Origin of the sequence: Caballeronia mineralivorans PML1(12) (assembly GCF_001028175.1) — a bacterium.
GTDB lineage: Bacteria > Pseudomonadota > Gammaproteobacteria > Burkholderiales > Burkholderiaceae > Caballeronia > Caballeronia mineralivorans.
Map to the genome: position 1 here is coordinate 14229 of NZ_AEJF01000059.1, position 25056 is coordinate 39284.

The 25056-nt window shown below is 61.2% G+C and carries 24 protein-coding genes; 16 read left to right on the forward strand and 8 right to left on the reverse strand.

From position 1 onward, the window contains the following. Positions 1–147 precede the first annotated feature (147 nt). Positions 148–861, forward strand: coding sequence for a response regulator transcription factor (locus tag EOS_RS07425; RefSeq protein ID WP_235442731.1), 714 nt, complete (start codon positions 148–150; stop codon positions 859–861). Between the two features lie 105 nt (positions 862–966). Here the strand turns inward: EOS_RS07425 and EOS_RS07430 are convergent, their stop codons facing one another. The 3 genes from EOS_RS07430 to EOS_RS07440 all read right to left on the reverse strand — a co-directional run bounded on the left by EOS_RS07430 (position 967) and on the right by EOS_RS07440 (position 4862). Continuing rightward, entirely contained in the window at positions 967–2337 is a 1371-nt protein-coding gene (locus tag EOS_RS07430; protein WP_047845966.1) for a GntT/GntP/DsdX family permease, read from the reverse strand. Positions 2338–2411: 74 nt separating this feature from the next. Continuing rightward, positions 2412–3527, reverse strand: coding sequence for a porin (locus EOS_RS07435; protein WP_047845967.1), 1116 nt, complete (start codon positions 3525–3527; stop codon positions 2412–2414). A gap of 135 nt (positions 3528–3662) precedes the next feature. Then, positions 3663–4862: an aminotransferase class V-fold PLP-dependent enzyme gene (locus EOS_RS07440; RefSeq protein WP_047845968.1), complete on the reverse strand. Its 1200-nt coding sequence runs from the start codon at positions 4860–4862 to the stop codon at positions 3663–3665. Between the two features lie 114 nt (positions 4863–4976). Between EOS_RS07440 and EOS_RS07445 the strand changes: the two genes are divergently transcribed. After that, entirely contained in the window at positions 4977–5840 is an 864-nt protein-coding gene (locus EOS_RS07445) for an IclR family transcriptional regulator (protein ID WP_053063794.1), read from the forward strand. Positions 5841–5916: 76 nt separating this feature from the next. Continuing rightward, positions 5917–6378 (forward strand): RidA family protein, encoded by a 462-nt coding sequence (locus EOS_RS07450; protein ID WP_047845969.1) that lies wholly within the window; start codon positions 5917–5919, stop codon positions 6376–6378. A 3-nt stretch (positions 6379–6381) separates the two neighbouring features. On the opposite strand, the gene EOS_RS07455 is transcribed toward EOS_RS07450, so the two are convergent. The 3 genes from EOS_RS07455 to EOS_RS07465 are packed head-to-tail and all read right to left on the reverse strand — an operon-like array spanning position 6382 to position 9713. Further along, positions 6382–7434, reverse strand: a complete 1053-nt coding sequence (locus tag EOS_RS07455) for a carbon-nitrogen hydrolase family protein (protein ID WP_047846000.1) — start codon at positions 7432–7434, stop codon at positions 6382–6384. A 58-nt stretch (positions 7435–7492) separates the two neighbouring features. After that, on the reverse strand, positions 7493–9346 hold the full coding sequence (locus EOS_RS07460) for a solute symporter family protein (RefSeq protein ID WP_047845970.1): 1854 nt from the start codon (positions 9344–9346) through the stop codon (positions 7493–7495). Next, positions 9336–9713, reverse strand: coding sequence for a DUF485 domain-containing protein (locus EOS_RS07465; protein ID WP_047845971.1), 378 nt, complete (start codon positions 9711–9713; stop codon positions 9336–9338). Before EOS_RS07465 ends, EOS_RS07460 begins: the two co-directional genes overlap by 11 nt. A 217-nt stretch (positions 9714–9930) precedes the next feature. On the opposite strand from EOS_RS07465, the gene EOS_RS07470 reads away from it, so the two are divergent. The 11 genes from EOS_RS07470 (at position 9931) to EOS_RS07520 (ending at position 21733) form a co-directional block, all read left to right on the forward strand. Further along, positions 9931–10830 carry a LysR family transcriptional regulator gene (locus tag EOS_RS07470; protein WP_047845972.1) on the forward strand — a complete coding sequence of 300 codons (900 nt, stop codon included), beginning with the start codon at positions 9931–9933 and terminating at the stop codon, positions 10828–10830. 294 nt (positions 10831–11124) lie between these two features. Next, positions 11125–12276, forward strand: a complete 1152-nt coding sequence (locus EOS_RS07475; protein ID WP_047845973.1) for an acyltransferase family protein — start codon at positions 11125–11127, stop codon at positions 12274–12276. A 250-nt stretch (positions 12277–12526) separates the two neighbouring features. Continuing rightward, positions 12527–14365, forward strand: a complete 1839-nt coding sequence (gene atzF / locus EOS_RS07480; RefSeq protein ID WP_407639110.1) for an allophanate hydrolase — start codon at positions 12527–12529, stop codon at positions 14363–14365. A 16-nt stretch (positions 14366–14381) separates the two neighbouring features. Continuing rightward, complete coding sequence (locus EOS_RS07485; RefSeq protein WP_047845975.1) at positions 14382–15479, forward strand: BMP family ABC transporter substrate-binding protein; 1098 nt, start codon at positions 14382–14384, stop codon at positions 15477–15479. A 30-nt stretch (positions 15480–15509) separates the two neighbouring features. After that, positions 15510–16625 (forward strand): ABC transporter permease, encoded by a 1116-nt coding sequence (locus EOS_RS07490; protein WP_047845976.1) that lies wholly within the window; start codon positions 15510–15512, stop codon positions 16623–16625. Further along, positions 16618–17544: an ABC transporter permease gene (locus EOS_RS07495; protein ID WP_047845977.1), complete on the forward strand. Its 927-nt coding sequence runs from the start codon at positions 16618–16620 to the stop codon at positions 17542–17544. The genes EOS_RS07490 and EOS_RS07495 overlap by 8 nt, the downstream gene beginning before the upstream one ends. A gap of 33 nt (positions 17545–17577) precedes the next feature. After that, entirely contained in the window at positions 17578–18270 is a 693-nt protein-coding gene (gene biuH / locus EOS_RS07500) for a biuret amidohydrolase (RefSeq protein ID WP_047845978.1), read from the forward strand. Positions 18271–18272: 2 nt separating this feature from the next. Further along, positions 18273–19883 (forward strand): ABC transporter ATP-binding protein, encoded by a 1611-nt coding sequence (locus EOS_RS07505; RefSeq protein ID WP_047845979.1) that lies wholly within the window; start codon positions 18273–18275, stop codon positions 19881–19883. A gap of 25 nt (positions 19884–19908) precedes the next feature. Next, positions 19909–20568, forward strand: a complete 660-nt coding sequence (locus tag EOS_RS07510; RefSeq protein WP_047845980.1) for a cysteine hydrolase family protein — start codon at positions 19909–19911, stop codon at positions 20566–20568. A gap of 14 nt (positions 20569–20582) precedes the next feature. Continuing rightward, positions 20583–20969, forward strand: coding sequence for an oxalurate catabolism protein HpxZ (gene hpxZ, locus EOS_RS07515; RefSeq protein WP_047845981.1), 387 nt, complete (start codon positions 20583–20585; stop codon positions 20967–20969). Positions 20970–21001: 32 nt separating this feature from the next. Beyond that, a complete protein-coding gene (locus EOS_RS07520) occupies positions 21002–21733 on the forward strand; it encodes a GntR family transcriptional regulator (RefSeq protein WP_047845982.1) in 732 nt (243 codons plus the stop codon). A 48-nt stretch (positions 21734–21781) separates the two neighbouring features. Here EOS_RS07520 and EOS_RS07525 read toward each other — a convergent pair whose 3' ends face one another. Continuing rightward, a complete protein-coding gene (locus tag EOS_RS07525) occupies positions 21782–22447 on the reverse strand; it encodes a hypothetical protein (RefSeq protein ID WP_235442732.1) in 666 nt (221 codons plus the stop codon). A gap of 331 nt (positions 22448–22778) precedes the next feature. Between EOS_RS07525 and EOS_RS07530 the strand changes: the two genes are divergently transcribed. Together EOS_RS07530 and EOS_RS07535 are read left to right on the forward strand one after the other, a co-directional pair. Beyond that, entirely contained in the window at positions 22779–23180 is a 402-nt protein-coding gene (locus EOS_RS07530) for a GFA family protein (protein ID WP_047845984.1), read from the forward strand. A gap of 111 nt (positions 23181–23291) precedes the next feature. Continuing rightward, positions 23292–23678, forward strand: coding sequence for an ester cyclase (locus EOS_RS07535; RefSeq protein WP_047845985.1), 387 nt, complete (start codon positions 23292–23294; stop codon positions 23676–23678). 52 nt (positions 23679–23730) lie between these two features. Here the strand turns inward: EOS_RS07535 and EOS_RS07540 are convergent, their stop codons facing one another. After that, positions 23731–24996, reverse strand: coding sequence for an MFS transporter (locus tag EOS_RS07540; RefSeq protein ID WP_047845986.1), 1266 nt, complete (start codon positions 24994–24996; stop codon positions 23731–23733). Positions 24997–25056 lie beyond the last annotated feature (60 nt).

Genomic DNA, 25056 nt, shown 5'->3' on the forward strand with positions numbered 1-25056 from the left:
GCTGATGCAACTATGTGCCGGAGTCGTAAGGTGAGGTGAGAGTTGTTGCTATTGACGATTTGATTGTCGACCGGATTTTTTGTCGTTAGTATATTATTGATTCGTTAAGATAGAGAATGACCTTCGAACTGATAACGAGCGAATAAATTGGCTAGCGAGATCGCGAGTGACACCCCAAGGCAGCGGCGAATCCTGACGGTCGGGGACGATCCCGATAACGCTGCGGAAATCTCGCGAACGCTGCGTGAACACGGTCTGGACGTCGATCTCGTCACTACCGGCCGCGAGGCGCTCCGCGCAGCGCTCGCCAAGGGCTATGACGCTATGACGCTCGACCGCGTGCTTCCCGATGCCGACGGAATCATGGTGGTCCGGTTGTTGAGGGAAGCCGAGATCGAACTGCCCGTCCTGATGATCAGCGCGTTATCGGATGTCGACGAAAAAGTGCGCGGCCTGCGCACGGGCGGCGACGACTATCTGACCAAGCCCTATCAACCGGACGAACTGCTGGTTCGTCTTGAAGTCATGATTCGCCGCAAGGACGCGAGCCATGCGGCAAGCGACAACATACTCCGGGTCGGGACGCTCGAGGTCGACCGGTTGAGCCGGCTAGTCAGGCGATCGGGCGTCGTCGTCGAACTGAGCCCGGCCGAATACCGGCTGCTCATCTACATGATGGAGCAGAGCCATTGCGTCCTGAGCCGGCCAATGATCTTCGAAGCCGTCTGGGGATACCGGTTCGATCCGGGCACGAACGTGATCGAGGTGCATATCGGCCGGTTGCGAAAGAAGATAGATACCGAAGGCGAGGAGCCGTTGTTTCATACGATCCGTAGCAAGGGGTATCGCCTGGGAGCATGAAGAAGTGCCGCGCGAAACGCACGGAACTTGCGCGCGGTTCAAGTTCCGGCGCGCACGGCGCATGAAGTCAAGACTGCCCGGTCCATCGCGCCATGCATGGCTGCTTCAGATCACCATAGACAGCCCAAGCGTGAACGCCAGCGCCGTCACCGAAATAATCGTCTCACACACAGTCCACGTCTTGAAGGTCTGCGTCACGGTCATGCCGAAGTACTCCTTGACGAGCCAGAAACCGCCATCGTTCACATGCGACAAGATCAGCGACCCCGCACCGGTCGCAAGCACGAGCAGCTCGGGACGCACACCCGTTGCAGTAGACGCAGCCGCTGCTGCGATAGGCGCGATGATCCCCGCTGCAGTGGCCATTGCAACAGTCGCCGATCCGGTCGCGACGCGAATCAACCCGGCAACGAGCCACGCGAGAATCAGCAGCGGGACATGCGCGCCGGTGGCCACATCGACGATCGCCTTGGACGCGCCGCTATCGATCAGGATCCGTCCGAAGCCGGCACCGGCACCCACGACCAGCGTGATGCTGGCGGTCGGCGCCAGACACTCGTTAGTGAACTTGAGGATCGATTCGCGATTGAACCCACGCGCCGAACCGAACGTGTAGAAACTCAGCAGCACCGCGAGCAGCAGTGCCATGTCCGGGTGTCCGATCAGGCGCAGCACGTTGTTGGTCGTCGATTTCGCCGGCACGATCAGGTCGGCCCAACTCCCTACGAGCATCAACAGCACGGGTAACAGGACCGTCAGCAGCGTGATACCGAAGCCGGGCAGCTTCTGCGTCGCACGTGCGGCGTCCTGTTCGATAAACTGCTGCGCCATCGGATTGACGCCCTCGAGTACGACGAACTTCGCGATCAGTTTCGAGAACAGCGGTCCGGCGATAATCGCCGTGGGAATGCCGACGATCAGCGCATAGAAGATCGTGTGGCCGATATCCGCGTTATAAGCCGTGACGGCCAGCAACGCAGCCGGATGCGGCGGGATCAGGCCATGCACGACCGAGAGCCCCGCGACCATGGGAATGCCGACGCGGATCATCGACGTGCCCGTGCGCTGCGCCACGTTGAACGCGATCGGAATCAGCAACACGAAACCGACTTCGAAAAACACCGGCAGGCCGACGAGAAACGCGATGCACATCATGGCCCAATGCACGTTCTTAGGACCAAACAGCCCGATGAGCGTGCGCGCAATGCGTTCAGCACCGCCGGATTCGGCCATCATCTTGCCGAGCATCGTACCGAGCCCGACGACAATCGCAATATGCCCGAGCGTTCCGCCAACGCCGGTTTCGAACGACTTGAGAATCGACGCCATCGGCATGCCGACGGCAAGCGCGAGCGCGACGGACACCACCATCAGCGTGATAAACGGATTGAGTTTGAATCGCGCGATCAGCACGACCAGCGCGATGATCGCGACCAGCGCGTAAACGAGTAACCAACTTCCCTGGACAGTCGCCATGGGGTCTCCAAAATAGCGATCGGAGGAACCAGACCGTCGAGCCGCATGGGTCTCCAACGGTCCGGCGCACCTGGTTAGAACTTGTGCCGAATTCCGGCGACGGTGACGAATTGCCCGTTGTTGCTGGACGGATTCGAGACGCCTTCGACCCACGCCTTGGCGCCCGACGAACGCTGATAAATGCCGTTCAGGTAAAGATCGGTGCTTTTCGACAGGAAGTACTCGCCACCGAGCGCGAGCTGGTTGTAGTGGCCGTTTGCCGCTGTTGCCGAACTGCTGTTCTGGCTCGTGTAGATGTAGCCGAGCGAGAGCAGCGTGACAGGCGTGAGCTGATAACGCACGCTCGCTTCGTAGTTCGCGAAGCGCAAGCTGCCGCCGGTCAGGAGGTCGAAGTGCGAGTTCGTGTACAACAGGGCGACGGTGGCCGGCCCGAACGCATAGGCACCGCCCGCGCCCCAGACCTGATTGCGCGCGACGTTGCTGATGATCGACGAACTGGTGCCGTAGTAGTTGTCGGAAGGCGCAGCGCCTGCCGTGTTCGACGCAGGGTGATTGACCAGCGAGTAGGCCGCGTCGAGACGGACGGGTCCCGCGACATAATCTGCCCCTACGCTCCACGCACGGTTATTCGAGAAATCACCGGCCGTGTTTGAGAACGCGTACATCGCGTTGGCGGTGAAGCCGGAGAACGTGGGCGTGGTGTACTTGACGGCGTTGTTGGTGCGGTAGGTATTGTTGAGGTCGTCGTTGTCGTAAACCGCGTTGCCGAACTGGCTCATTGCGCCCACGCCGTTGATCTGCAGATTCGACAAATAGTCCTGCACGCTGTTGTACTGGCGGCCAAGCGTGATCGTCCCCGCGCGGCTGTTACTCAATCCGACCCACGCACTGCGGCCGAACATGCGTCCGCCCTGACCCAATGCGCCCGATTCCAGGCTGAGGCCGTTCTCGAGCCTGAACAGGACTTTGTTGCCGCCGCCCAGATCCTCGGTTCCAAGCAGACCCCAGCGCGACCCTTGCACGTTGCCTTGAGTGGCCTGATAGGCGCTATTGCCTTTTTGGTTGTTGGTGTAGGTGAAGCCGGCATCGACAATGCCGTAGAGCGTCACACTGCTTTGGGCGTAAGCGGCTTGCGCAACGCTTCCGGTCACGGCAACGGCCACGGCCGTGCGAAGGATCTGCTTGTGCATCTGGTTTCCTCTGGTCGAAAGAAGGGCGTTCATCGATGAATTCTTGTTGTCTTCGATGGCGTAAGGATTACTAAAGGTACAGGGTAAAACGACGCCGGAGAGAATCCGGCGTATCGGTCATACAAAGATTGAAATTCAGTCCGGCCAGTTGCGCCGGCCAGCAACACGCCGCGCATCGCGCTGGAAAAACGGCGTGACCAGCGGCTGCGGTGCGTGCTGCGCACGTTCGAGTTCGGCGAGCAAGCGTTGAAGGACGATCTGTTCCTGGTCGGGATGCAGGTTGCACGGATCGACGAAGAAGAAATTCAGTTCGGCCTCGTGATCGCGAACGATCACCGGCACGCTGCCCGCCGGCGGATTCGCCAGCGCGTCCGCCAGATCCCAGGCGCTGATACGCGCCTCGCGTGGATCGATGGAAAGCTTCAGGCGATCTAGCGGATTGCCGGTCGGATCGGCATCGATCTCTGCGCGCACGCCGGGACGACCGTTCAGCGCTTCATGCCACAGCTTGAGATAACCGCGCTCACGCGCGCGGACTGCCGCATGATCGCGCTGCTGCCACTGCTCGAGCGCAGCGATGGCGCCGGCAATCCCTTCCTTGCCTACTTTCATGCCACGGCCGATGCCGCCATTCTGGAAATAGGCGGCACGTACCAGCGTTTTCTTGCCGGCCACGATCCCGGCAGTCGGACCGCCGAGAAACTTGTGCGCTGAATACAGCACGAGATCGGCGCCAGCGGCAATGAAGCGTTTGAGATCATATTCCGAAGCCGCGTCCACGATCACAGGCACACTCTTCGCATGCGCGGAGGCGATAAACTCTTCCAGGTGAATCAGTCCGAACTGGACCGTGTGATGCGAGACGACATAGAGTGCGGCAGTAGTACGTTCGTTGATGGCCGCGGATAGCTGGTAACCGTGCGCCTCCGTGGCCGCGCCAACCGGCACGACGCGAGCGCCGGCGAGCCGGATGGCCTGGTCGACGGGCGCGCCATAATTGACGAGATGGCCCGTTTGCACAACAACCTCGTTGCGCAGCCCGGTCGTGTCGGGCAAACGCTCGATCAGGCCCGGATCGTCGCCCGTCATGGTCGCGGCAATGCCAAGCGTGATCGCCGCCGAACAGGACGCGGTGATATAGCCGCTTTCGCTGCCGCACGCCTGCGCGATCACGGCCGACGCCTTGCGTTGCAAGTCGTCGATCTCAACGAACTGCGGCAGGATCGCGGCCATGGCTTCAATGACCGGCGCCGCCACAATGGAAGCACCCAGGCTCGTCATCGTGCCCGATACGTTGACGACCGGGCGTAGACCCAAACGGGAATAAATATCCATCGTGCCGCTCCTGATATTCCTTTATTATGGAATGTATGTTGTAATTGTGTATTAGATTAGCATACGATGCGCTTGCGTCAAACTGTACAAAAACAATCTGTCACTAGGAGCGCAATGATTCGCAAGTCCCGTCAAACCGCGCAGGAACCGGAGCCAGCCGCGGAGCCGGTGCCGGACACGGCCGATCAGCCCGCTGCCGCGCCGCGCACGCGCACGAGTGCGATCGACCGGGCAGTGCAGATCCTGGACGCGCTGCAGGAAACCAACCGCCCGATCACCGCTTATGAAATCGCGCGTCTGGTCGGCGCGCCGCTGTCGACTGTCTATTCGATCATCAACGACCTGGTGGAGAAGAACCTGCTGGCCCGCACGCCCGACGGCGCGATCTGGCTAGGCTCGCGGTTATACGGCTACGGGTTGACGTATGCGAGTTCGCTCGATTACCTGGCGGTCGCCCATGAAGAGATGAACCGCTTGTCGGCGCAGGTCGGCGAGACGGTGCAAGTGTGCGGACTCGAGGAAGGCATGATGGTCGTGTTGCAAATGGCAGAGGGACCGGGCCATTTCCGCGTGACCTCGCGCGTAGGCAGCCGGGTGCCGCTCAACTGGACCGCATCGGGACGGTTGCTGGTGGGACATTTGCCGGACGCCGAGCGGATCGCCTATTTCGCGCGGTACGCGAAGTCGTCTCCCACTGCGCGTGCCGAAACACGCCCTAACGTGCTCGCGCGAATGGCGCGGGAAGCGCTCGACGCGCGGCTATCAATCCAGATCGGCGAATCGGATGCGTCCGTGGCGTGTCTCGCCGCCCCGGTACTCGATCAGGCCGGAGACTGCGTCTTCACCATTTCGATCGTGATGCCGGAAGCCAAGGCGCTTCAGAGTACTGAGCGTTTCGGCGACGAACTAAAGGTAGTCGCTGCGCGCATTGAAGCGCGGCTCGGCTGGCAGCGCCGCACGCCCGATCCCGCCGGCTAGGCACTGGCTGCCGGTCTTTGAACCTTGTCCTCAACACTTGAAAGAGAACCAACGCAACATGGGATTTTCGACTGAGATGAACTGCTATGAACGACTGCAGGCCCGCGGTTTGAAACTTCAGGACGTGCCCGCACCGATAGGCAACTTCACTCACTGCACGCGCGAAGGCAACTTGCTGTTTTTATCGGGGCAAGGTCCGCTTGACGAGACCGGACGCCTGATGACGGGCAAGGTCGGTGACAACGTCACCGCCGATGAAGCGTATACGCATGCGCAACTCGTAGGCCTTAACTTGTTGTCGGTACTGCACGTGGAACTAGGCGATCTGGGCCGCGTGAGACGCATCGTGAAGCTGCTCGGCATGGTCAATGCCACGCCGGATTTCGCCGATCACCCGCGCGTGATCAACGGGTGCTCCGATCTTTTTGTCGATGTGTTCGGCGACGCGGGCCGGCACTCGCGTTCCGCTGTCGGCGTGGGGTCGCTGCCGGGCAATATCACGGTGGAGATCGAAGCTATCGTTGCCATTCGCGATTGAGTTTCAGCGCGATTCCGAGAGTGAGGCCGCCTCGCCAACGGGCGCGGCGTCTTCCGTAGCCGGCGACATGACGGGCACGGGCGTGGTCCACGACACGGGCTCGTGGCGCACCCGGTTCACGTTCAGCGAGAACACATCGAAGCGGTTGTAGTAACCGACAACATCGTGGAACTGCTTCGGCTCGACGCAACGATTCAGATCGAACTGCGCGTACGCGATGCCTTCTTCGTCGCTGAGCGTATCGCCAGTCGCCGCGCCCGTCGGATCGACGAACATGCTGGCGGCACGCGGTGAGCCGTCAAGCACTGCGGCCGCCGCGGGATCGCGCTGCACCAGGAAATCGCGCATATCGTCGTCCATGTAACCCGCGCAGACGATGCCGAACGCCTTCGCTTCGAACGAGTGAGCGCCTGCACGCAGCCGGTTGGCGGCGACGTTGTTGAAGTTTCCTCCGCCAGCGGGCCGGCGGGTAGGCCACAGCGCGGGCCAGTTCGAGATATGAATCTGCTCACCTTGCGCAATCAGCGTGTAGCGTGCAAGCGGATTCGTGTTCTCACCGCAGATCAGACCGCCGATCCGCCCAATGCGCGTGTCCGCCACTTGCAGGCCGGCGCCGTCTCCCGACGCCCACACGAGCTTTTCGTAGAACGTCGGCACGAGCTTGCGATGATGATTCAAGATACCGCCGCGATCGTCGATCAGCAGGTTCGAGTTCCACAGACATCCGACACTCGCGTGCGACCGCTCGCTGAATCCCATCGATACAAACACGCCGCAGCGGCGTGCTTCAGCCGCGATTTCGCCGATCTCGGGACCATCCGCGTAGAGGCTTTCCGCAGCGAAACGCTCGAACAGGTCGTGGTTGTCGATGGGCGCCCATAACGCGGCCCAGACCGGGAATGCAGGAATGAACGACTCGGGAAACGCGATCAGTTGAGCACCGTTGCGGCTTGCCTCGCGAATCAGCGAGATGGCTTTTGCGACGGTTGCAGCGCGGTTGAGGAAGACGGGAGCCGCGTGGATGGCAGCGACTTTTACATCGGGAAGACGAGTCATGATGGTGGGCTTATTCAGGTTCAAAAGAGAAGCTTCGAGAATCAGTTCGTTAAGCGAATCAATCATCGACGGCAGCGGCGATTCCATAACCCGTCTCGCGCCGCACGACCATTTCGGGCCAGCGCGCTTCGGCGCGGCGGTCGCGGGTAAAGAGCGATGCCAGGATCACCAGCAGGAAGCCGATCGGAATCGAAATGATCCCGGGGTTGCGCAAGCTCACGAGCGGGGCGCTTAGTCCGACCATGCTGGTGGCATCGGCGGGAATGGCGTCTGCTGCGGCCTGTGCACTCTTCTGCTCGGCCAGCAGTGCACGGCCCAGCGCGGCATCGCTGACTGACGGCAAGCGTTGGCCGACCGCGCTGACGCGGCTCAGGGCGGCGCTGCGGACCATCGCGGGGTAGGTCATGTTTGGCGACACCAGCACCAGCAGCACCGCTGTCAGCGTCCCGCCGACGATACCCACCAGCACACCCTGCGTCGTGCAGCGTTTCCAGTAGAGCGTCAACACCAGCGCCGGCAAGTTCGCCGACGCCGCTACCGCATAACCGAGCCCGACGAGTTGCGCGACGTTCTGGCCACGCGCCATGATGCTGACCGAGATTGCGATCAGGCCGACGATCAGCGTAGCGATGCGCGCCGCAATCACCTGCTCGCGCTCGGGCGCATTGCCGCTGCGCATGGCGCCCACATACACGTCGTGCGCCAGCGCGGAAGCGGCAGCCAGCGTGAGGCCCGCGACAACAGCGACGATGGTCGCGAACGCCACCGCGGCGATGAACGCCAGCATCAGGTCGCCGGTCACGCTGTCGCGCCCGCCAGCGAGCGCCTGGGCGAGCAGCGGCGCGGCCAGGTTGCCGCCTTTATCGAGCGATGCGATCAAGGGTGCGCCTACGTAATACGCTGCCGCAAAGCCGATCACGATGATGAACAGATGGCATGCGCCGATTCCGAGCATTGCCCACATCACGGAGTGCCGCGCGGCCCGTGCGTCCTTGACCGTGAAGAAGCGCATCAGGATGTGCGGCATCGCGGCGGTGCCGAGCACGAGCGCGAGTCCGAGCGACAACAGTTCGACCGGCTTGGTGAGGTACAGGCCAGGCTCGAGGAAACGCCAGCCGAGTTCATCGCCGTGCAGCGATGCAGCCATCGGCGCGACATGGGCCTGGACCAGCGGGCTTGTCACGATGGCCTGCATGAAGGCGGGAACATGGAAGCCGAAAGGTATCCACGCCAGCACCACCAGGATGAACGACGCGCCGATCAGCAGCACCGCCTTGATGACCTGGACCCAGGTGGTGGCACGCATGCCGCCACAGGCCACGTAGATCAGCATGAGCGCACCCACGCACAGCACTGACACCGTGTAGTCGATCCCCACCAGCGCACGCACGATCACCGCTCCGCCCACGACCTGCGGAATCATGTAAGCGAGCGCCACCACCACGCTGGAAAGCGCCGATACGGCCTTCGTGGAGCGAAAGCTGTTGCGCATGGCGAGCACGTCGCCGAGCGTGTAGCGGCCGAGGTTGCGGCATGGCTCGGCAATCAGCAGCAGCACCGGAATAAATGCCGCGAAGAACCCGACCAGATAGATCATGCCGTCGAAGCCATACAGCGCGATCAGGCCGGATGCACCGAGAAACGCTGCCGCCGACAAATAATCGCCGGCTATGGCGAGGCCGTTCTTGGCCGGCCCGATGTTGCCGCCCGCGGTATAAAAATCGCCCGCGGTACGGTTGCGCCGCGACGCGAAGTACGTGATGAGGAGGGTGGACCCGATCACCAGACCGAACACGGCGAATGTCAGCGCGCGATGCTGGATGACAGCGCCGGCTTGCGTGGCTGCATGGGCGCTGATCGAGAGGCCGGCTGTAGCCAGCAGCGCCAGTGCCTTTAACCATTTAGCGGGCATGAGCGTGCTCCCCGAGATCGAAGGATGAGGCAACGGGCGCCACGGAGTTGGCCGCGCTCGCGGGTGCGAGTTGTTCCAGGAGGTCGGCGGCGAGCCGGTCGATCGATGCGGTGCGCCGCAGGAAGACGTAGGCGATCAGCCCGCCGAACGGGTATTGCGACACGGCGAAGACGAGCCCCAGGTTGATCCCCGGCGCGAGGCGGAGCGTGAAAAAGGCCGGAAACCACGCAATCAGCGCGGGAATCGAAAAGTAATAGAGTGCGGCGACCAGGCCGAGCGCGGCGATCGTATTGCGCCGGTGCCGCACGAGGCCGCGAAACTGCTCGCTCTTCTGCATGGCGAGCCAGTCGACTTGATCGGATTGCATGGAGAGTCTCCGCACTGGATGGAAAACGCGCCGGGCGATAGACATCGCCGCGCGCTGGATAACCGAACTGCAGCCGAGTCTACAAAGGACGTTTTCTGTAATGAATTGGAAAACAATCTCGGTCCTGTGCAAAATTGCACAACCTGCGCTCGGCGCAGTCTTCTGTGTATCGCCGAGCGGTAACTGACGATGCGACGATGGCCGATGGAGAACCCGGATGAACTTCAACCGACTGAGCTGGGACGACTTGCGGATCTTCCTGATCGTCGCGCGGACCGGGAATTTATCGAAGGCCGGACGGCAACTCGGGATCGATCATTCGACGGTTGGCAGGCGCATCTCGGCGCTTGAAGACGCGCTGGCCACGCCGATCTTCGAGCGCGACCGCTTGGGGTATCGGCTCAATACGCAGGGACGCGACATGCTTGCGCACGTTGAAGCGATCGAAGCGAGCGTGCTCACGCTGGGCGATGCGCTGGAAAGCGGCGAGCCGGGGCCGGCGGGGCACGTGCGCATCGCGACGATGGAGGGAATCGCGTCGCTGTATCTGAGCGAACAGTTCGTGACGCTCAAGCGCACGAATCCGGGGCTGACGGTGGAGCTGGTGACATCGGCTCACGACGTACGTATTTCGCAGCGCGAAGCCGATCTTTTCCTGGGATTCTTCCAGCCTTCCGGGACCAATCTCGATGTCCGCAAGCTCGGTGAATTCGAGCTGCGCCTGTATGCGCATCCGGACTATCTGGCGAGGCACGGCACGCCGTCATCGCTCGCGGAACTCGAGGCACATACGTTCGTGGGTTACATCGCCGACCTGATCCAGCTCGATGCCGTGCGCTGGCTCGATGAAGCCATCGTGCATCCGCACATCGGCTTTTATTCGAGCAGCATGCTCGCGCAGATGTTCTCGGCAGCAGCGGGCGGCGGAATCGTCATGCTGCCGCTGTTCGCACGCGCCGAGCGCTTCGGGCTGCAGGAAGTGCTGACCGGACACACGCATGTGCGTCGCGAGATCTGGTTGAGCAGCAGCCAGTATCTGCAGCGGGTTCCTCGTATTCGCGCAGTCGTGGCGTTCCTGAGCGAGATCATCGCACGCGACTATCCGTCTTCGAGCTAGCCCGGCAGTCCGGCTTTCACCTTCCTCCGATCACGACCATCGCGATAGCCGCGCGTGCGGTCGCCTGAACCGCGCCGGCAAAAACTACGCCCACCCGCACTCCATTTATCGGCAATAAAGTAAAAAAATATTAGAAAGTAATTCAGAGAAAAATATTAGAAAGTAATACAGAGCGAGTTGGATATTTATCCCGCGTTTAAACTTTTCGTTGCCTGCTGATTAATCGATTTGGTCGAGCGCATCAATGAACATCGCATCACTCGCCACTAATTCGGACTGTGAGGAATTTATCGGATGAATGAAACGAGTTCCTTCCGCGGCCGTCATTATCCGCAACTGGATGCATTGCGTGGCATAGCTGCCCTGATGGTGGTGATCAATCATTTCGTACTGGTCGGCCCGCTCTGGTGGATACCCAGGTCGCCCTTGCGCGTGTTGGCGCTCGGTCATGAAGCTGTCATTTTATTCTTCATACTGAGCGGTTTTGTCCTGACCCTTCAATTAATGTCGAATCGCCGCATCACGTATCGCGACTATTTGATTAAGCGGATTTGCCGGATCTATCTGCCTTATCTCGCCGTACTGTTCGCCGCCTTTTCATTCATTAATCTGATCGGCGTAGAGCCCGTTGAATGGGCTGGCTCATGGTTCAACGATATTTGGACCGGATCATTCTCGCATGCAGAAATACTAGATCACATCTTGTTTATCGGACAATACAAAGCCAATCGCGTGCTTCCGGTGATCTGGTCGCTGATCTACGAAATGCGCATTTCATTAATGATGCCGCTGGTCGTCTATTGCGCCGGCCGCGTGTCCGCGCGCGCTTGTCTGGCAACGGCGCTGACCATTTCCGCGGTGTCCTTCCTGTTCGCCATGGGGAAAGGCGCCGACGAGACCAGCAGCCCGAGCTTCAGCGGCGACTGGGCGATGACGGCGCATTACCTTGGCATGTTCATCGTCGGCGCGACGCTGGCGATCCACCGCGCGCGCTGGCAACGATGGCTCGCAAAGCACAATCGAACGAAGTTTGTGCTCGCCGCTTCGCTCGTGCTCTATTTCTTGTCACGCTCGGTGACGTCGATTACAACCGGTGTTATCGGCCAGTACATCTTCGATTGGTGTGTCGTGGCCGCTGCCGCGGGCATTGTGTGTACGGCAATTGTATCGAGGCGTTTTACGTCGGTGCTGGCAAAGCGCCCGGTCGTGTTCCTGGGCACGATTTCCTACAGCCTGTATCTGACGCACACAGTGGTGCTCCTCACGATCATCCACTTGATGCCTGAGCCCGGCTCCGCATGGCGCGCGATCGCGACCGCGGCGGTGCTGGTCATTCCTGTTGCTGCAGTGACTTATCTCGCGGTCGAACGACCATCGATCATGCTCGGGAAATTTCTGACGGGACGAAGCGCTGCCGCGTCCGCGAGAGCGAATCAGGCCTCCTGAAGATCGATCCTTTTGTCTGGCGCTTCGCTCGCGGATGAACGGAGCGCTGCTTTTGTGCGTGCGCGTTTCCTGACGGTGCATCGCGCACCAGGAACCAGAGCGACGGGCATTGACGACGTCAACGCACCGAACCCGGGCACTTGGCGGAAAGCCTTGTGTGGCAAGGCGCAGAGGCCTTGCCACAGAACTGGACTGTGCCTGGCACAGCTCGTGCATTATTGAATTCCATCTTGTATGCAAGATGGAATTCATGTCCAACTCACCTGATCCATTCGACTGTCCACGCGTCGCGGCTCTTCTGGCCGCTTACGCAGAGCGGCGCCGCTCGCCGCTGACGGTCATCGACGCGATCTTCAAACGGATCCGCGCTGTCGATCGTCCGGAAGTGTGGACGCTGCGTTTGCCGGAGGACGCGGTGCGCTCACGGGCAAGGGCGCTCGAAGACAAGCTTGCTAAAGAAGGCGATGCGGTGTTCGAACGCATGCCGCTGTTCAGCGTGCCGTTCGCGGTCAAGGACAATGTGGACGTAGCGGGGCTGCCGACGACCGCCGCCTGCAAACCCTTCAGCTACACGCCCAGCGTGTCCGCTTTCGCCGTCCAGCGGCTGCTCGATGCCGGCGCGATTCTCATCGGCAAGACGAATCTCGATCAGTTTGCTACGGGCCTCGTTGGTACGCGCTCGCCCTATGGCGCGGTGCGCCAGGTTAAATTTCCCGGACACGTATCGGGGGGATCGAGCTCCGGGTCGGCGGTGGCGGTTGCCGCCGGATGCGTCGCGTTTTCGCTTGGTACTGATACAGCCGGGTCCGGCCGGGTGCCCGCGGGATTCAACGGGCTGGTCGGGCTGAAGCCGTCGCTGGGTCTGGTGAGCAAAAGGGGTGTGGTGCCCGCTTGCCGGAGCCTGGATACGCTATCGATCTTCGCGCACGACGTAGCCGACGCGTGGCACGTCCTCGCGCAAATGGCGAAGTTCGATGCGCTCGATGCCTACTCGCGCAAGCTGCCGGCCTTGGGCGCGATCGCTTCGGCTGTAAGTATCGGCGTGCCGGCCGAGCTGGAGTTTTTCGGCGATACCGCCGCTCAACATGCATTCCTCGCCACCCTCGATACCCTCTCGACCGAACTGCATGTCACGCTGCACGATATCGATTTCGCGCCGTTCAAACGGGTATCGGCATTGCTCTACGATGGCCCCTGGGTCGCCGAGCGCCGTGCCGCGCTGGGCACGTTCTTCGAGACAAACTCGGCGGACATCGACGCGACGGTAGCGTCCGTGATCGGCCGGGCAGACCGCTTCAGTGCAGTCGATGCCTTCAACGGCCAATACGCACTTGCAGAACTCAAGCGTGAAGTCGAGCGATGCTTCGACACCATCGATGTCCTGATCGTCCCGACTGCGCCGACTCAGCCGCTGATCGCCGACGTGCAGGCAAACCCCATCGAACGTAATAGCGAACTGGGTTATTACACCAACTTCGTCAACCTGCTGGATCTATGCGCGCTGGCTGTTCCAGGCCTGCATCGCAGCGACGGTTTGCCGGCCGGCGTGACCTTGATCGCGCCCAGCGGCGCGGATCATCGGCTGGCCGTTTTGGGGGCGCGTATTCAAGCGCTATTCAACGATAAGACCAACCCGTCGCCCGATCTCCAACCGCTGCCATTCCAGGAGCCAAGCGTCGCGCTCGCAGTCGTCGGGGCGCATCTGCGAGGACAGCCGCTTAACCGGCAATTGCTGGAGGCGGGTGCCCGATTCACGGAAGCAACACACACCGCGCCGGGGTATCGGCTCTTTGCGCTCGCTAATACTTCGCCGCCCAAACCCGGGCTTGTGCGCACCACGGACGGCGACGGCGCAGCCATCGCCGTGGAGGTGTGGGAACTGCCCTTGCGCACGTTCGGCAAGTTCGTGATGGATGTGCCGTCGCCGATGGGTATCGGCACGGTGGCGCTGAGCGATGGCCGCGTCGTCAAGGGTTTCATCTGCGAGCCGTCGGCTGTATCGGCGGAAAGCGGTGCTCAAGACATTACGGCTTTTGGCGGCTGGATCGCCTACCTCGACAGTCTTCAAAAGCAGCTCAATAACCTCTAACCAGGAATCGAACGACATGACTAGCCGCCGCACTTTCATCAAAGACGCGAGTCTGTTGGCACTCGCGACCATGACCCCGTTCCGGTCGGTGTTCGCTGCGGGGAAAACTACTGTTGGCGTGATCTATGTCGGCGCGCGCGGCGATTATGGCTACAACCAGGCGCAAGCGTCGGCGGCGGCGATCACCAAGAAGCTGCCCAACGTGAAGGTCGTTGAAGAAGAGAACGTGCCCGAGACCATCGCGGTCCAGAAGACCATGGAAGCGATGATCGAACAAGACGGCGCAACGCTCATTTTCGCGACCTCGTTCGGCTACTTCGATCCGCACGTGCTCAAGATGGCGGCCAAGTATCCGAACGTCCGGTTCGCGCATTGCGGTGGTTTATGGAAGCAGGGCAATCCGCCCAATATCGCGAGCTATTTTGGTTATATCGACGAATGCCAGTATCTGAACGGCGTGGTCGCGGGTCACATGACCAAGAGCAAGAAGCTTGGCTTCGTTGCCGCCAAGCCGATTCCGCAGGTGCTGCGCAATATCAACTCGTTCACGCTCGGTGCGCAGTCCGTCGATCCCGCCATCACCACGCAGGTTATTTTCACCGGCGACTGGTCGATGCCCGTGAAGGAAGCGGAAGCCACCAACAGTCTCGTCGATCAGGGTTGCGACGTGCTGACGTGCCACGTGGATGGGCCGAAGGTCGTGGTGGAAACGGCGGAAAAGCGCGGCGTGATGAGTTGCGGTTATCACGCGAGCCAGGCCGCGCTTGCGCCCAAGGGTTATCTCACCGGCGCGGAATGGGACTGGGCGACGCCGTATAAGGAACTCGTCGCCGACGCGCAGGCTGGCAAGCCGCAGCCCAACGTGCTGCGCGGTGGTCTCAAGGAAGGTTTCGTCAAGATGTCGCCGTATGGCGCGAAGGTCACGCCCGACGCTAAGAAGGCCACGGACACGATCAAGGCCAGCATGATGGCGGGCGAGTTCGTGATCTTCAAGGGGCCGATGAAAGATAACAAAGGGGGCACCGCGATCGCCGCCGGAACCAGCCACGCGCAGACCGACTACACGCTGGAGAGCATGAATTATCTCGTGGCGGGTGTGACCGGTCAGATCTGATGATGGCCTTGCCTTCCTGAAGGAGCCGTGATGCGTCCCAATGCCCCGACTGCCCGCGTTTTCCTTGCGCTGTTACCGGCGATCCCGACGGTGCTCGCGCTCGCCGGAACCCTGGTGCTGTTTTCGTTATTCCTGCTGGTGCAGGGCCAGCCGGTCCTCGATGCCGTCGGCCTGATTTTCCAGGGTGCGTTCGGCTCGTCGTTCGCCTGGCAAAGCACCTTGCTGCGCGCTTCGCCGCTTATGCTGACGGCGCTGTGCGTGGCGTTGCCGGCACAGGTCGGGTTGATTGTGATCGGCGGCGAGGGCGCGTTGGCGCTGGGGGGCATGTGCGCGGCAATCGTCCCGCAGATGCTGCCGGCCGGAACGCCGTGGTTGATCGCCACGCCACTGATGGCGCTCGCCGGGATGCTGGCGGGCGCGGTCTGGATCGGCGCGGTCGGTGCGCTGCGGCAATGGCGGGGCGTCAATGAAACCATCAGCAGCCTCCTGATGGCGTACATCGCGATCGCGCTGTTCAAGCATCTTGTCGAAGGGCCGTTGCGTGATCCGGCAAGCCTTAACAAGCCCTCCACGCTCCCCGTTCCGCCTTCGATGATGATTGGGTCGCTCCCTGGCCTCGAAGTCCACTGGGGCCTCTTGTGGGGCGTCGTGGCATGCATCGCGGCGTGGATCTTCGTCAAGTACAGCACCAAGGGTTTCGCGATGCGCGTCGTCGGCGGCAGCAACCGCGCGGCGCGCCTGGTCGGCTTGCCGGTGAACCTGCTGGCGTTCACCGCCTGCGCCCTTGGTGGTGCGGCTACTGGTCTAGCCGGCATGTTCGAAGTCGCGGCGGTGCAGGGCAGCGCCAATGCGTCGCTGCTCGCCGGTTACGGTTACGCGGGCATTCTCGTCGCGTTCGCCGCGCGCCAGAATCCGCTCGCGATCATTGCGTGTGCGCTGATGATCGGCGGGATCGAGGCGAGCGGCAGCCTGCTGCAACGCCGGCTCGATCTTCCCGACGCCACCACGCTTGTCCTGCAAGGCCTGCTATTTGCCAATCTGCTTGCATGGGAAGCGCTCGGCGGGAGGATCGCCGCATGGCGCGTGCAACTGCAAGCCGCCGCACTGGCCGACATCAACCTGCCGATGGAGCAAACCCATGCCTGATGCACATTCGCCCGTCGCGATCCTGCTGCTGTCGCTGGTTGCCGGCGCGATCCGCGTCAGCACGCCTTATCTGTTCGTGAGCCTTGGCGAATGCCTGACCGAGAAGGGCGGTCGCGTGAATCTCGGGCTCGAAGGCATTCTCGTGTCCGGCGCGATGAGCGGTTATGCCGCTTCTTTCATGACCGGCTCGCCGTGGGCCGGCGTGCTTGCAGCGGGCTTTGTCGGCTTGCTGCTTGGATGCCTGCACGGACTCGTGTGCTCGTTGCCCCGGGTGTCCGATATCGCGTTCGGCATCGCGCTGATGTTGCTGGGGACCGGGTTGGCGTTTTATCTGGGCAAGCCGTTCATCGAACCGCAAGCGCCGGGCCTTCAGTCGTTCGATCTGGGCACATGGACGAGTTCTCCCCAATTGCACAACGCGCTGCACATCAACCCGCTGTTCGTGATCGGCGTGGTGCTGGCGTTCGTGCTGCAGTGGGGGTTGCGCAGCACGCGCTGGGGCATGACCTTGCGTCTGGTCGGCGATCACGCCGAGACAGCCCGCGCGATGGGGTACCCACTCACGCGAATTCGCATTGCCGCGACGGCGGCGGGTGGTTTTTTCGCGGGGATCGGCGGGGCGTATCTGTCGCTGGTGTATCCGGGGAGCTGGAATGAAGGGCTATCCAGCGGACAAGGGTTGATGGCCGTCGCGCTGGTTATCTTTGCGCGCTGGCAGCCGTTGCGATGCCTGTGGGCCGCGCTGCTCTTCGGCGCGGCGGGGGCGCTCGGGCCGGCGTTGCAGGCGGTAGGCGTGACGAGCGGGTATTACCTTTATAACGCCGCGCCTTACGTGCTCACGCTCGCGATCATGATCATCAATTGCCGTCCGGACAGGACACTTGCCGGCGCACCGGGCGAGCTGAGTCTCACGCGTTAACGACCTTCTATTCATTTCAAGGCGGCCACGACCATGAACCGATTCATTGATGCCAGACCGTACCCCTGGCCCTTCGACGGCAACCTGCGCCCGGATAACACGGCGCTTGTCGTGATCGACATGCAGACGGATTTCTGCGGCCACGGCGGTTACGTCGACAAGATGGGTTACGACTTGTCGCTGACCCGTGCGCCGATCGAGCCGATCAAGCGCGTCATGGCCACGATGCGCGAGCAGGGCTTCACGATCATTCATACGCGCGAAGGGCATCGGCCGGATCTGTCGGACCTGCCCGCGAACAAGCGCTGGCGCAGCCGCCGTGCAGGCACCGAAGGCGTTGGAATCGGCGATGACGGCCCGTGTGGCCGCATTCTCGTGCGCGGCGAACCGGGCTGGGAAATCATCGGCGAGCTGGCGCCGCTGCCGGGCGAGATTGTCATCGATAAACCCGGCAAAGGCTCGTTCTGCGCCACCGATCTCGAGCTGATCCTGCGCACGCGAGGGATCGTGAATCTCGTGCTGACCGGGATCACCACGGACGTCTGCGTCCATACGACAATGCGCGAGGCGAACGATCGTGGTTTCGAATGCGCCGTGCTCGCGGACTGTTGCGGTGCGACCGACCCCGGCAACCACGACGCGGCCTTGCACATGATCACGATGCAAGGCGGCGTCTTCGGTGCGGTCTCCGATTCGCACGCGCTCCTGACCACACTCGGCGGCTGACCATGTCGACCCCTTCGCATGCGTTAGGCGTGGACGTGCACAATGCCGGCAAATCGTTCGGCGCGTTTCGCGCACTGGACAATGTGTCGATCACGGTCCGGCCGGGCACGGTCCACGCGCTGCTCGGTGAAAACGGCGCGGGGAAAAGCACGCTCGTGAAAGGGCTCGTGGGTTACGGCCTGCTCGACGAAGGGCAGATTTCGGCCGGCGGCCGCGAGGTCCGCATTGCTTCGCCGCGCGATGCGCAGGCATTGGGCATCGGCATGGTGTACCAGCATTTCACGCTGGCGTCGGGGTTGTCGGTGGAGGAGAACTTGCTGCTCGCGCGGGGGCGCTTGCCGTGGAAAATCCAGTGGAAAGAGGAGCGCTCCGCGCTTGAGGCGTTCATGCAGAGCATGCCGTTTCGCCTGCCGCTCGACGCGCCTGTTTCGGGCCTGGCCGCAGGGGAAAAGCAGAAGCTGGAAATCCTCAAGCAGTTGTATCTGAAGCAGCGTTTTCTCATTCTCGATGAGCCTACCTCCGTGCTGACGCCGCAAGAGGCGGACGAAGTGCTCGGGCTGATGCGCGATCTGACCGCGCGCGGCGAGTTGACCGTGCTGATGATCACGCACAAGTTCCGCGAAGTGATGGCGTATGCCGACGACGTGACCGTGCTGCGCAAGGGCAGGCAGGTCGGCACGAGTGCGGTATCGGCGACGAATCGCGATGCGCTGGCCTCGTTGATGATGGGCGCCGCCGAGACACGCGACACCGCTGTCATGGACGCGTTCAATGCCGAACGGGTGGCGCGCAAACCGGTGGATCCGGCAGCCCGAATACGGCTCACCATGCGCAATATTTCCATCGACGATGATCGCGGCCATGCAGCCGTCAAAGGTGCATCGCTCGAAGTCCGGTCGGGGGAAATACTCGGGATCGCGGGGGTATCGGGGAATGGGCAGAAGGAACTGGTCGAGGCGTTGGTCGGGCAACGTCGCGTGAGGACGGGCGAGATGGAAATTGCAGGCGATGCGTACCACGCCACGCGCGAAGAAATGACGCAGCGCCGTGTGTTTGCGATCCCTGAGGAACCGCTTAAAAATGCGTGCGTGGCGAGCATGAGCGTCGCGCAGAATCTGGCCCTTCGCGACTTCGACCGGACGCCGTTGCGGCGCGGCGGATGGCGCCTCGACCGGCGCGCGATGCGCGAGCGCGCGGCGCATTTGATCGATGACTTCAACGTCCGGCCGCCGTTGCCTGAACGCGCTATCGGCACGCTCTCGGGCGGTAACGTTCAACGCGCGGTGCTCGCTCGCGAGCTGGGACAGCCCGTCGACGTCCTGATCGTGGCGAACCCGGTGTTCGGTCTCGACTTCGCATCGGTGGCGGATATTCATGCACGCATCATGGCGGCGCGCGATGCCGGAGCGGCTGTCCTGCTCGTGAGCGAGGACCTCGATGAACTGCTGGAACTCGCGGATCGCATCGTCGTGATCGCTGAGGGCGAGCTTGTGTATGAGACAGCCGCCGCCAACGCAGAGCGCGCGACGCTGGGCCACTACATGGCGGGGCATGGTGACTCGATGGCACAAGGCACGCCCGCTGCCGAAGCTTTGAAGGAGGTCATTGAATGAGACTGAACCGCTGCGGGGATCAGCCATGACGATCACCATACCGGCGTTACCCGGTCCCTTTACATTCGAGCCGTCAATGACCGCACTCGTCATCATTGACATGCAACGCGATTTCATCGAACCCGGTGGTTTCGGGGAATCGCTGGGGAACGATGTGTCGCTGTTAGCGCAGATCGTGCCCACTGTCGCCTCGCTGCTGGCTTTCGCGCGTCGAAGTGGATGGTTTGTGGTCCACACGCGCGAGTCGCATGCAGCGGATCTGTCGGACTGCCCACCGGCCAAGCGGCTTCGTGGTGCGCCCAATGCGCGCATTGGGGATGACGGACCGATGGGCCGCATCCTGATTCGTGGCGAGCCGGGTAACGCGATCGTCGATGCCGTTGCGCCTGTAGAAGGCGAACTGGTCATCGATAAACCCGGCAAGGGCGCTTTCTATGCGACCTCGCTGACTCCTGAACTGGAGGCGCGGCATATCACGCATCTTGTGTTCGCCGGTGTGACGACTGAGGTTTGCGTGCAGACATCGATGCGCGAAGCGAACGACCGCGGTTACGATTGTCTGCTTGTCGAGGACGCGACCGCCAGTTATTTCCCGGCGTTCAAGCAGGCGGCACTCGATATGGTGCGGTCCCAGGGCGGTATTGTTGGCTGGACCGCGCCCCTGTCATCTTTTACCGCAGCGTGAGGAACTCGCAAACGATGGAAATCAACCTGCCGGAAGTCATTGCAGAAGTGTGTGCGGCGTTCGTCGCGTACGAGCGTGCGCTGGTGGCGAACGACATCGAAACGATGAACGCGCTCTTCTGGAACGCGTCCGAGACGGTGCGCTACGGCATTGCCGAAATCCAGCACGGCGGCGAGGCCATTCGCGAGTGGCGCGAAAACTGCGCACCCGTGCCCGCCTCGCGTATGTTGCACCGCACGGTTATCACTACGTTCGGCACGGACTTCGCGACTGTCAGCACTGAATTCACCAGCGACGAAACGCCGTTGATCGGGCGCCAGATGCAGAGCTGGGCACGACTTGGTCCTGCCAATGGCTGGAAGATCGTCGCCGCGCACGTGAGCCTTATTCCCAAGCCCTGAAACGCCGATAATAAGAACAAAGGGGAACCCGAATGCAGGAAGAGTCGATTGAAACGAACGTCGAGGCCGTCGAGCCCAATGCCGCCAACCCGCTTGCCGAGCAGGTCTACCAGCGGCTGAAAAGCGACATCTTCAACTTCCGGCTTTTTCCGGGCGATCGCTTTTCAGAGAACGGTATTGCGCAGTACTACGGCGTATCGCGCACACCAATGCGCGACGGCCTGTTCCGGCTACAGCGCGAAGGGTATCTGGAGGTCGGTTTCCGGCGCGGCTGGAAAGTCGCGCGGATCGACTTCGACCAGATGGATCAGCTCTACGATCTGCGCATCGTGCTTGAAGTGGCCGCGCTTGAGCGACTGACATCAGGCGGCGAAGCGGCGCGTGAAGCTATCGATGCGCTCAAGGCAATCTGGTGCGTCGAGCCGAAAGCGCGCGAATCCGATCCGGTCAAGATGTTCGGCATGGACGAGAATTTTCATCGCCAGATTGTGGCCGCCACGCGCAATGCTGAAATGGTCCGCGTTCACAACGACGTCACTGAGCGTATTCGCATCGTGCGCCGCCTCGACTTTCTGAAACCTCATCGAACCAGCGCGACTTACGACGAGCACTCGACCATGCTGCATCTCATCGAGCGCAACCGGCTGACCGAGGCGACCATCCTGCTGCGCGCTCATATCACGCAGAGCAAGCTCGAGGTGCGGAAAATCACCTTGTCGATGCTGGATGCCGCCCGCGACGTGAAGCTGCCGTTCGTGTCTTAGGGGCGGCCGGGCCGTTTGCACCGGTCGCGTGAGGCCATGAGATTCCTGCTACTGCGCGGCGTGCTTGAACGACTCTAGTTCGCTCGTGAACCGCTGAGTGCGTACGCCGTTGCTGCCGTAGTACTCCTCGTCGGATTTAACCCAACGGCCGATTTCGGGAACGTACCAGAACGCCTTGTAGAGCCGGCCGGTTGCCACGACGGGACTAGCCCTTCGGGTCTGCATCACGATAGTCGCTCCCGTCTGATTGGCGACGGTTCCTGTTGTCGCAGACTGCATGGGAGCGGTCTGCGCCGTCCATTGACCTTCGGCTTCGATCTTGATCGCTTCAAATTTACCCGCTGGAACTTCGACGGATTCAGGACCGACAACCTTGAATCGAGTATCGACCGATTCCGAATCGTGCTTCACGTTCGGGTGCGCTTCGGTATATTTCACCTGCCACGTCTTTCCGACCGAAAGCGGGAACGACAAAGGCTGATTGACCATCGTTTCGGTTCCGTTCACGTTGCGCGAGCGGCTCCAGTCGGCGCCTTCGACTAGTTCATTTGCGGCTTGGGTCGTGCCGGCCTGCTTCGTTTCGAAATAGATATGGTCGGACGTTGTACGCAGCACGACGATCTCGTCATGCGTCTGGCGCCAACCGTTGGGCGCGGTCTCGACTGTCTCGACATAGGTCCATGTATCCCCCGGGTGGAGCTTTGGTGCGGACATGGATTCTGCGTTCACAAGCACTGGAGCAGCCAACGAAATCAGTAGCGGGAGGGTTCTTATCGTTTTCATGGTCACTGGTTCTTATCTTATTGATATGCGGACTGATTCTAGCCACTAAATCTTTCGCTTAGCATTCATCTCGCGCTGCCGAGCCGGGCTAGGTCATTTCGCCAACTTGCAAATTTTCTGGGCCGCTGTGGGCAATTCCTCCAGGGACGGCCGTTTAATATAATGAAGCAGCAACCCTGCATGAGCGAAAGTTCATGCGACGCGCCCAAGCAGTTATTAATCCCGCAGTTCGTTAGCGTGACGTCCATCATGGAGACAAGACATGAATCCGTTGCTTGCTGGCAGATGCCTTTGCGGCGCAGTCCATTACGCGGTGAAGGACGAGTTTGCCTATGCATTGAACTGCCACTGTTCAAACTGTCGGCGCGCAACGGGCTCAGCATTCAAGCCATTCGCAGGGATCGAGCGTGACAAGTTGAACATCACTGAAGGGCAAGACAACCTGTTGATTGTCGGTGACAAGAATGCGGCGCACGATGTCCATTGCAATACATGCGGCAGCCTTATGTTCTCGGTGGTTCGCGAGGGCGAGTTCGTTCACGTTACTTTGGGAACGCTCGAAGACACTCCTTCTATCCGCCCAACCGCACATATTTTTGTTGCCTCCAAGGCCGCTTGGTATTCCATAACCGACCAATTACCGCAGCACGACGAATTTGGATAGAAACGGTGAGCCGGTCATTGAAGGGCCGCTCATGACGATGACGAATGGCTGTAGAATTTCAACTTGTTCCACTTTGCAGCAGGGACCTTGTAAAACGACAGGGAAATTGCCGTGAATAAAGCCGACCTTTCCAACGTCTACCGAGACTACATTGCCTGCCTGAATAAGCAGGACTGGCCAAAACTCGAACAGTTCGTTCATGATGACGTGCACTACAACGGTCAGCGGATCGGGTTATCAGGGTATCGCGAGATGCTGGAGAGAGACTTCAATGAAATTCCAGACCTCTATTTCAACATTCAGCTGTTGATTTCCGATGCGCCTTATATAGCCAGCCGGCTAGGCTTCGCCTGTACGCCCAAGGGAAAATTCCTTGGGCTCCCTGTCAACGGGAAAAGGGTCTCCTTTACAGAGAATGTGTTCTATCAATTCCGGGCGGAAAAGATCGAGCAAGTATGGTCAGTTATAGATAAGGCGGCTATCGAAGCTCAGCTTTAGTGCAATAAATTACCCGTAAGCATGCGCCGCAGCATCTGGAAGCGACACGGCTTCACCTCGCCTGCTTGGCTCTCGCCCATCGATTCAACCCCGCGCAAACGAGCAGCAAGGACGCAGTCACGAAAAACACCGCGCGCAAGCTGAAATGCGCGCCGATTTGCCCGCCGATCAACGGGCCGATGACCTGCCCGCTAAACTGAGCGGACTGAAGATAACCGAGCGTCTTGCCGGAATTGTGATCGGCCACCGCGTGCCGCACTTCCTTCGCAATCGATGGAAGAAGTCCCGCGAGCGTCATGCCCATCAAGCCGCGAAGCATGGCCAGTTGCCACCATTGGGTGACAAACGCCTGGGGCACCAGGACCGCGCCCGTGGCAACCAGGCATCCGATGATCACTTTCGAGCTGCCGACGCGATCGGCAAGCGCGCCGAGGCGGGCGGCAGTCAACATGCTGCCGAAAGCCGACGCCGCCATCACGATTCCGGCCATGCGTGCAACGTGATCGCCCGACACACCGAGTTGTCCGATATAGACGGTGATGATGGGCTCGATCGACATGTTCGCAAGCAACACCATCATTGCCGTCACGAGCAATACGAGGATCCCCCCGCGATTGATCGTGGAGGGCGATACCCCGCCGGTGTCCGTACGCTTCTTCGCGTCGGTGCTGCGATCGAAGTCCTCGCGCACAACCACAATGGTCAGCAGCGCGGCCACCGCGATGATCGCTCCGCCGACGAAGAATGTGCCCCGGATGCCGACCCATGTCGGCAGGAAACCGCCCACCAGCGGTCCCACGAGATTGCCCGCGAGGGCGCCTGTAGACAGCACGCCGAGTGCCCATCCCGAGCGCTCGCGCGGGACCTGCGTCCCGACCATGACAATGGACGCGGAGGCGTAACCGCCGATCAATCCCGCGATCAGGCGCAGCACCACCAGTTCGGTCAGGTTATGCGCCACGCCGATCAGCGACATCACGACGGCCATGCCGACCGCCGCGCGAACCAGCATGGGCTTGCGGCCGTATCGGTCCGCAAGACGCCCCCACAGCGGCGCGGTAATCGCGGTGCCGAAAAACGTCGCGCCAAACGCAACGCCCGACCACTGCACGACCGCCGACGGCGTGCTCACGCCCAACTGCTGCACGTACAGCGGCAGAAACGGCAGCAACATGCTGAGACTCAGCAGGGTTGTAGAAGACCCGAACACGCAGACGAAAAGATTACGCCGCCAGTACGGCGCGTTGCGTTCGGCATAGCTGAGCCTCTGGACATGGCCGTCCGGCGGCATAAGCGAACGGGTTGCTGGCTGATTCATGGAGACCTCGATCGTTCTATCAGGCGTTGAGCGATGGCCGGGGCAGGTGCGTCGATCCGG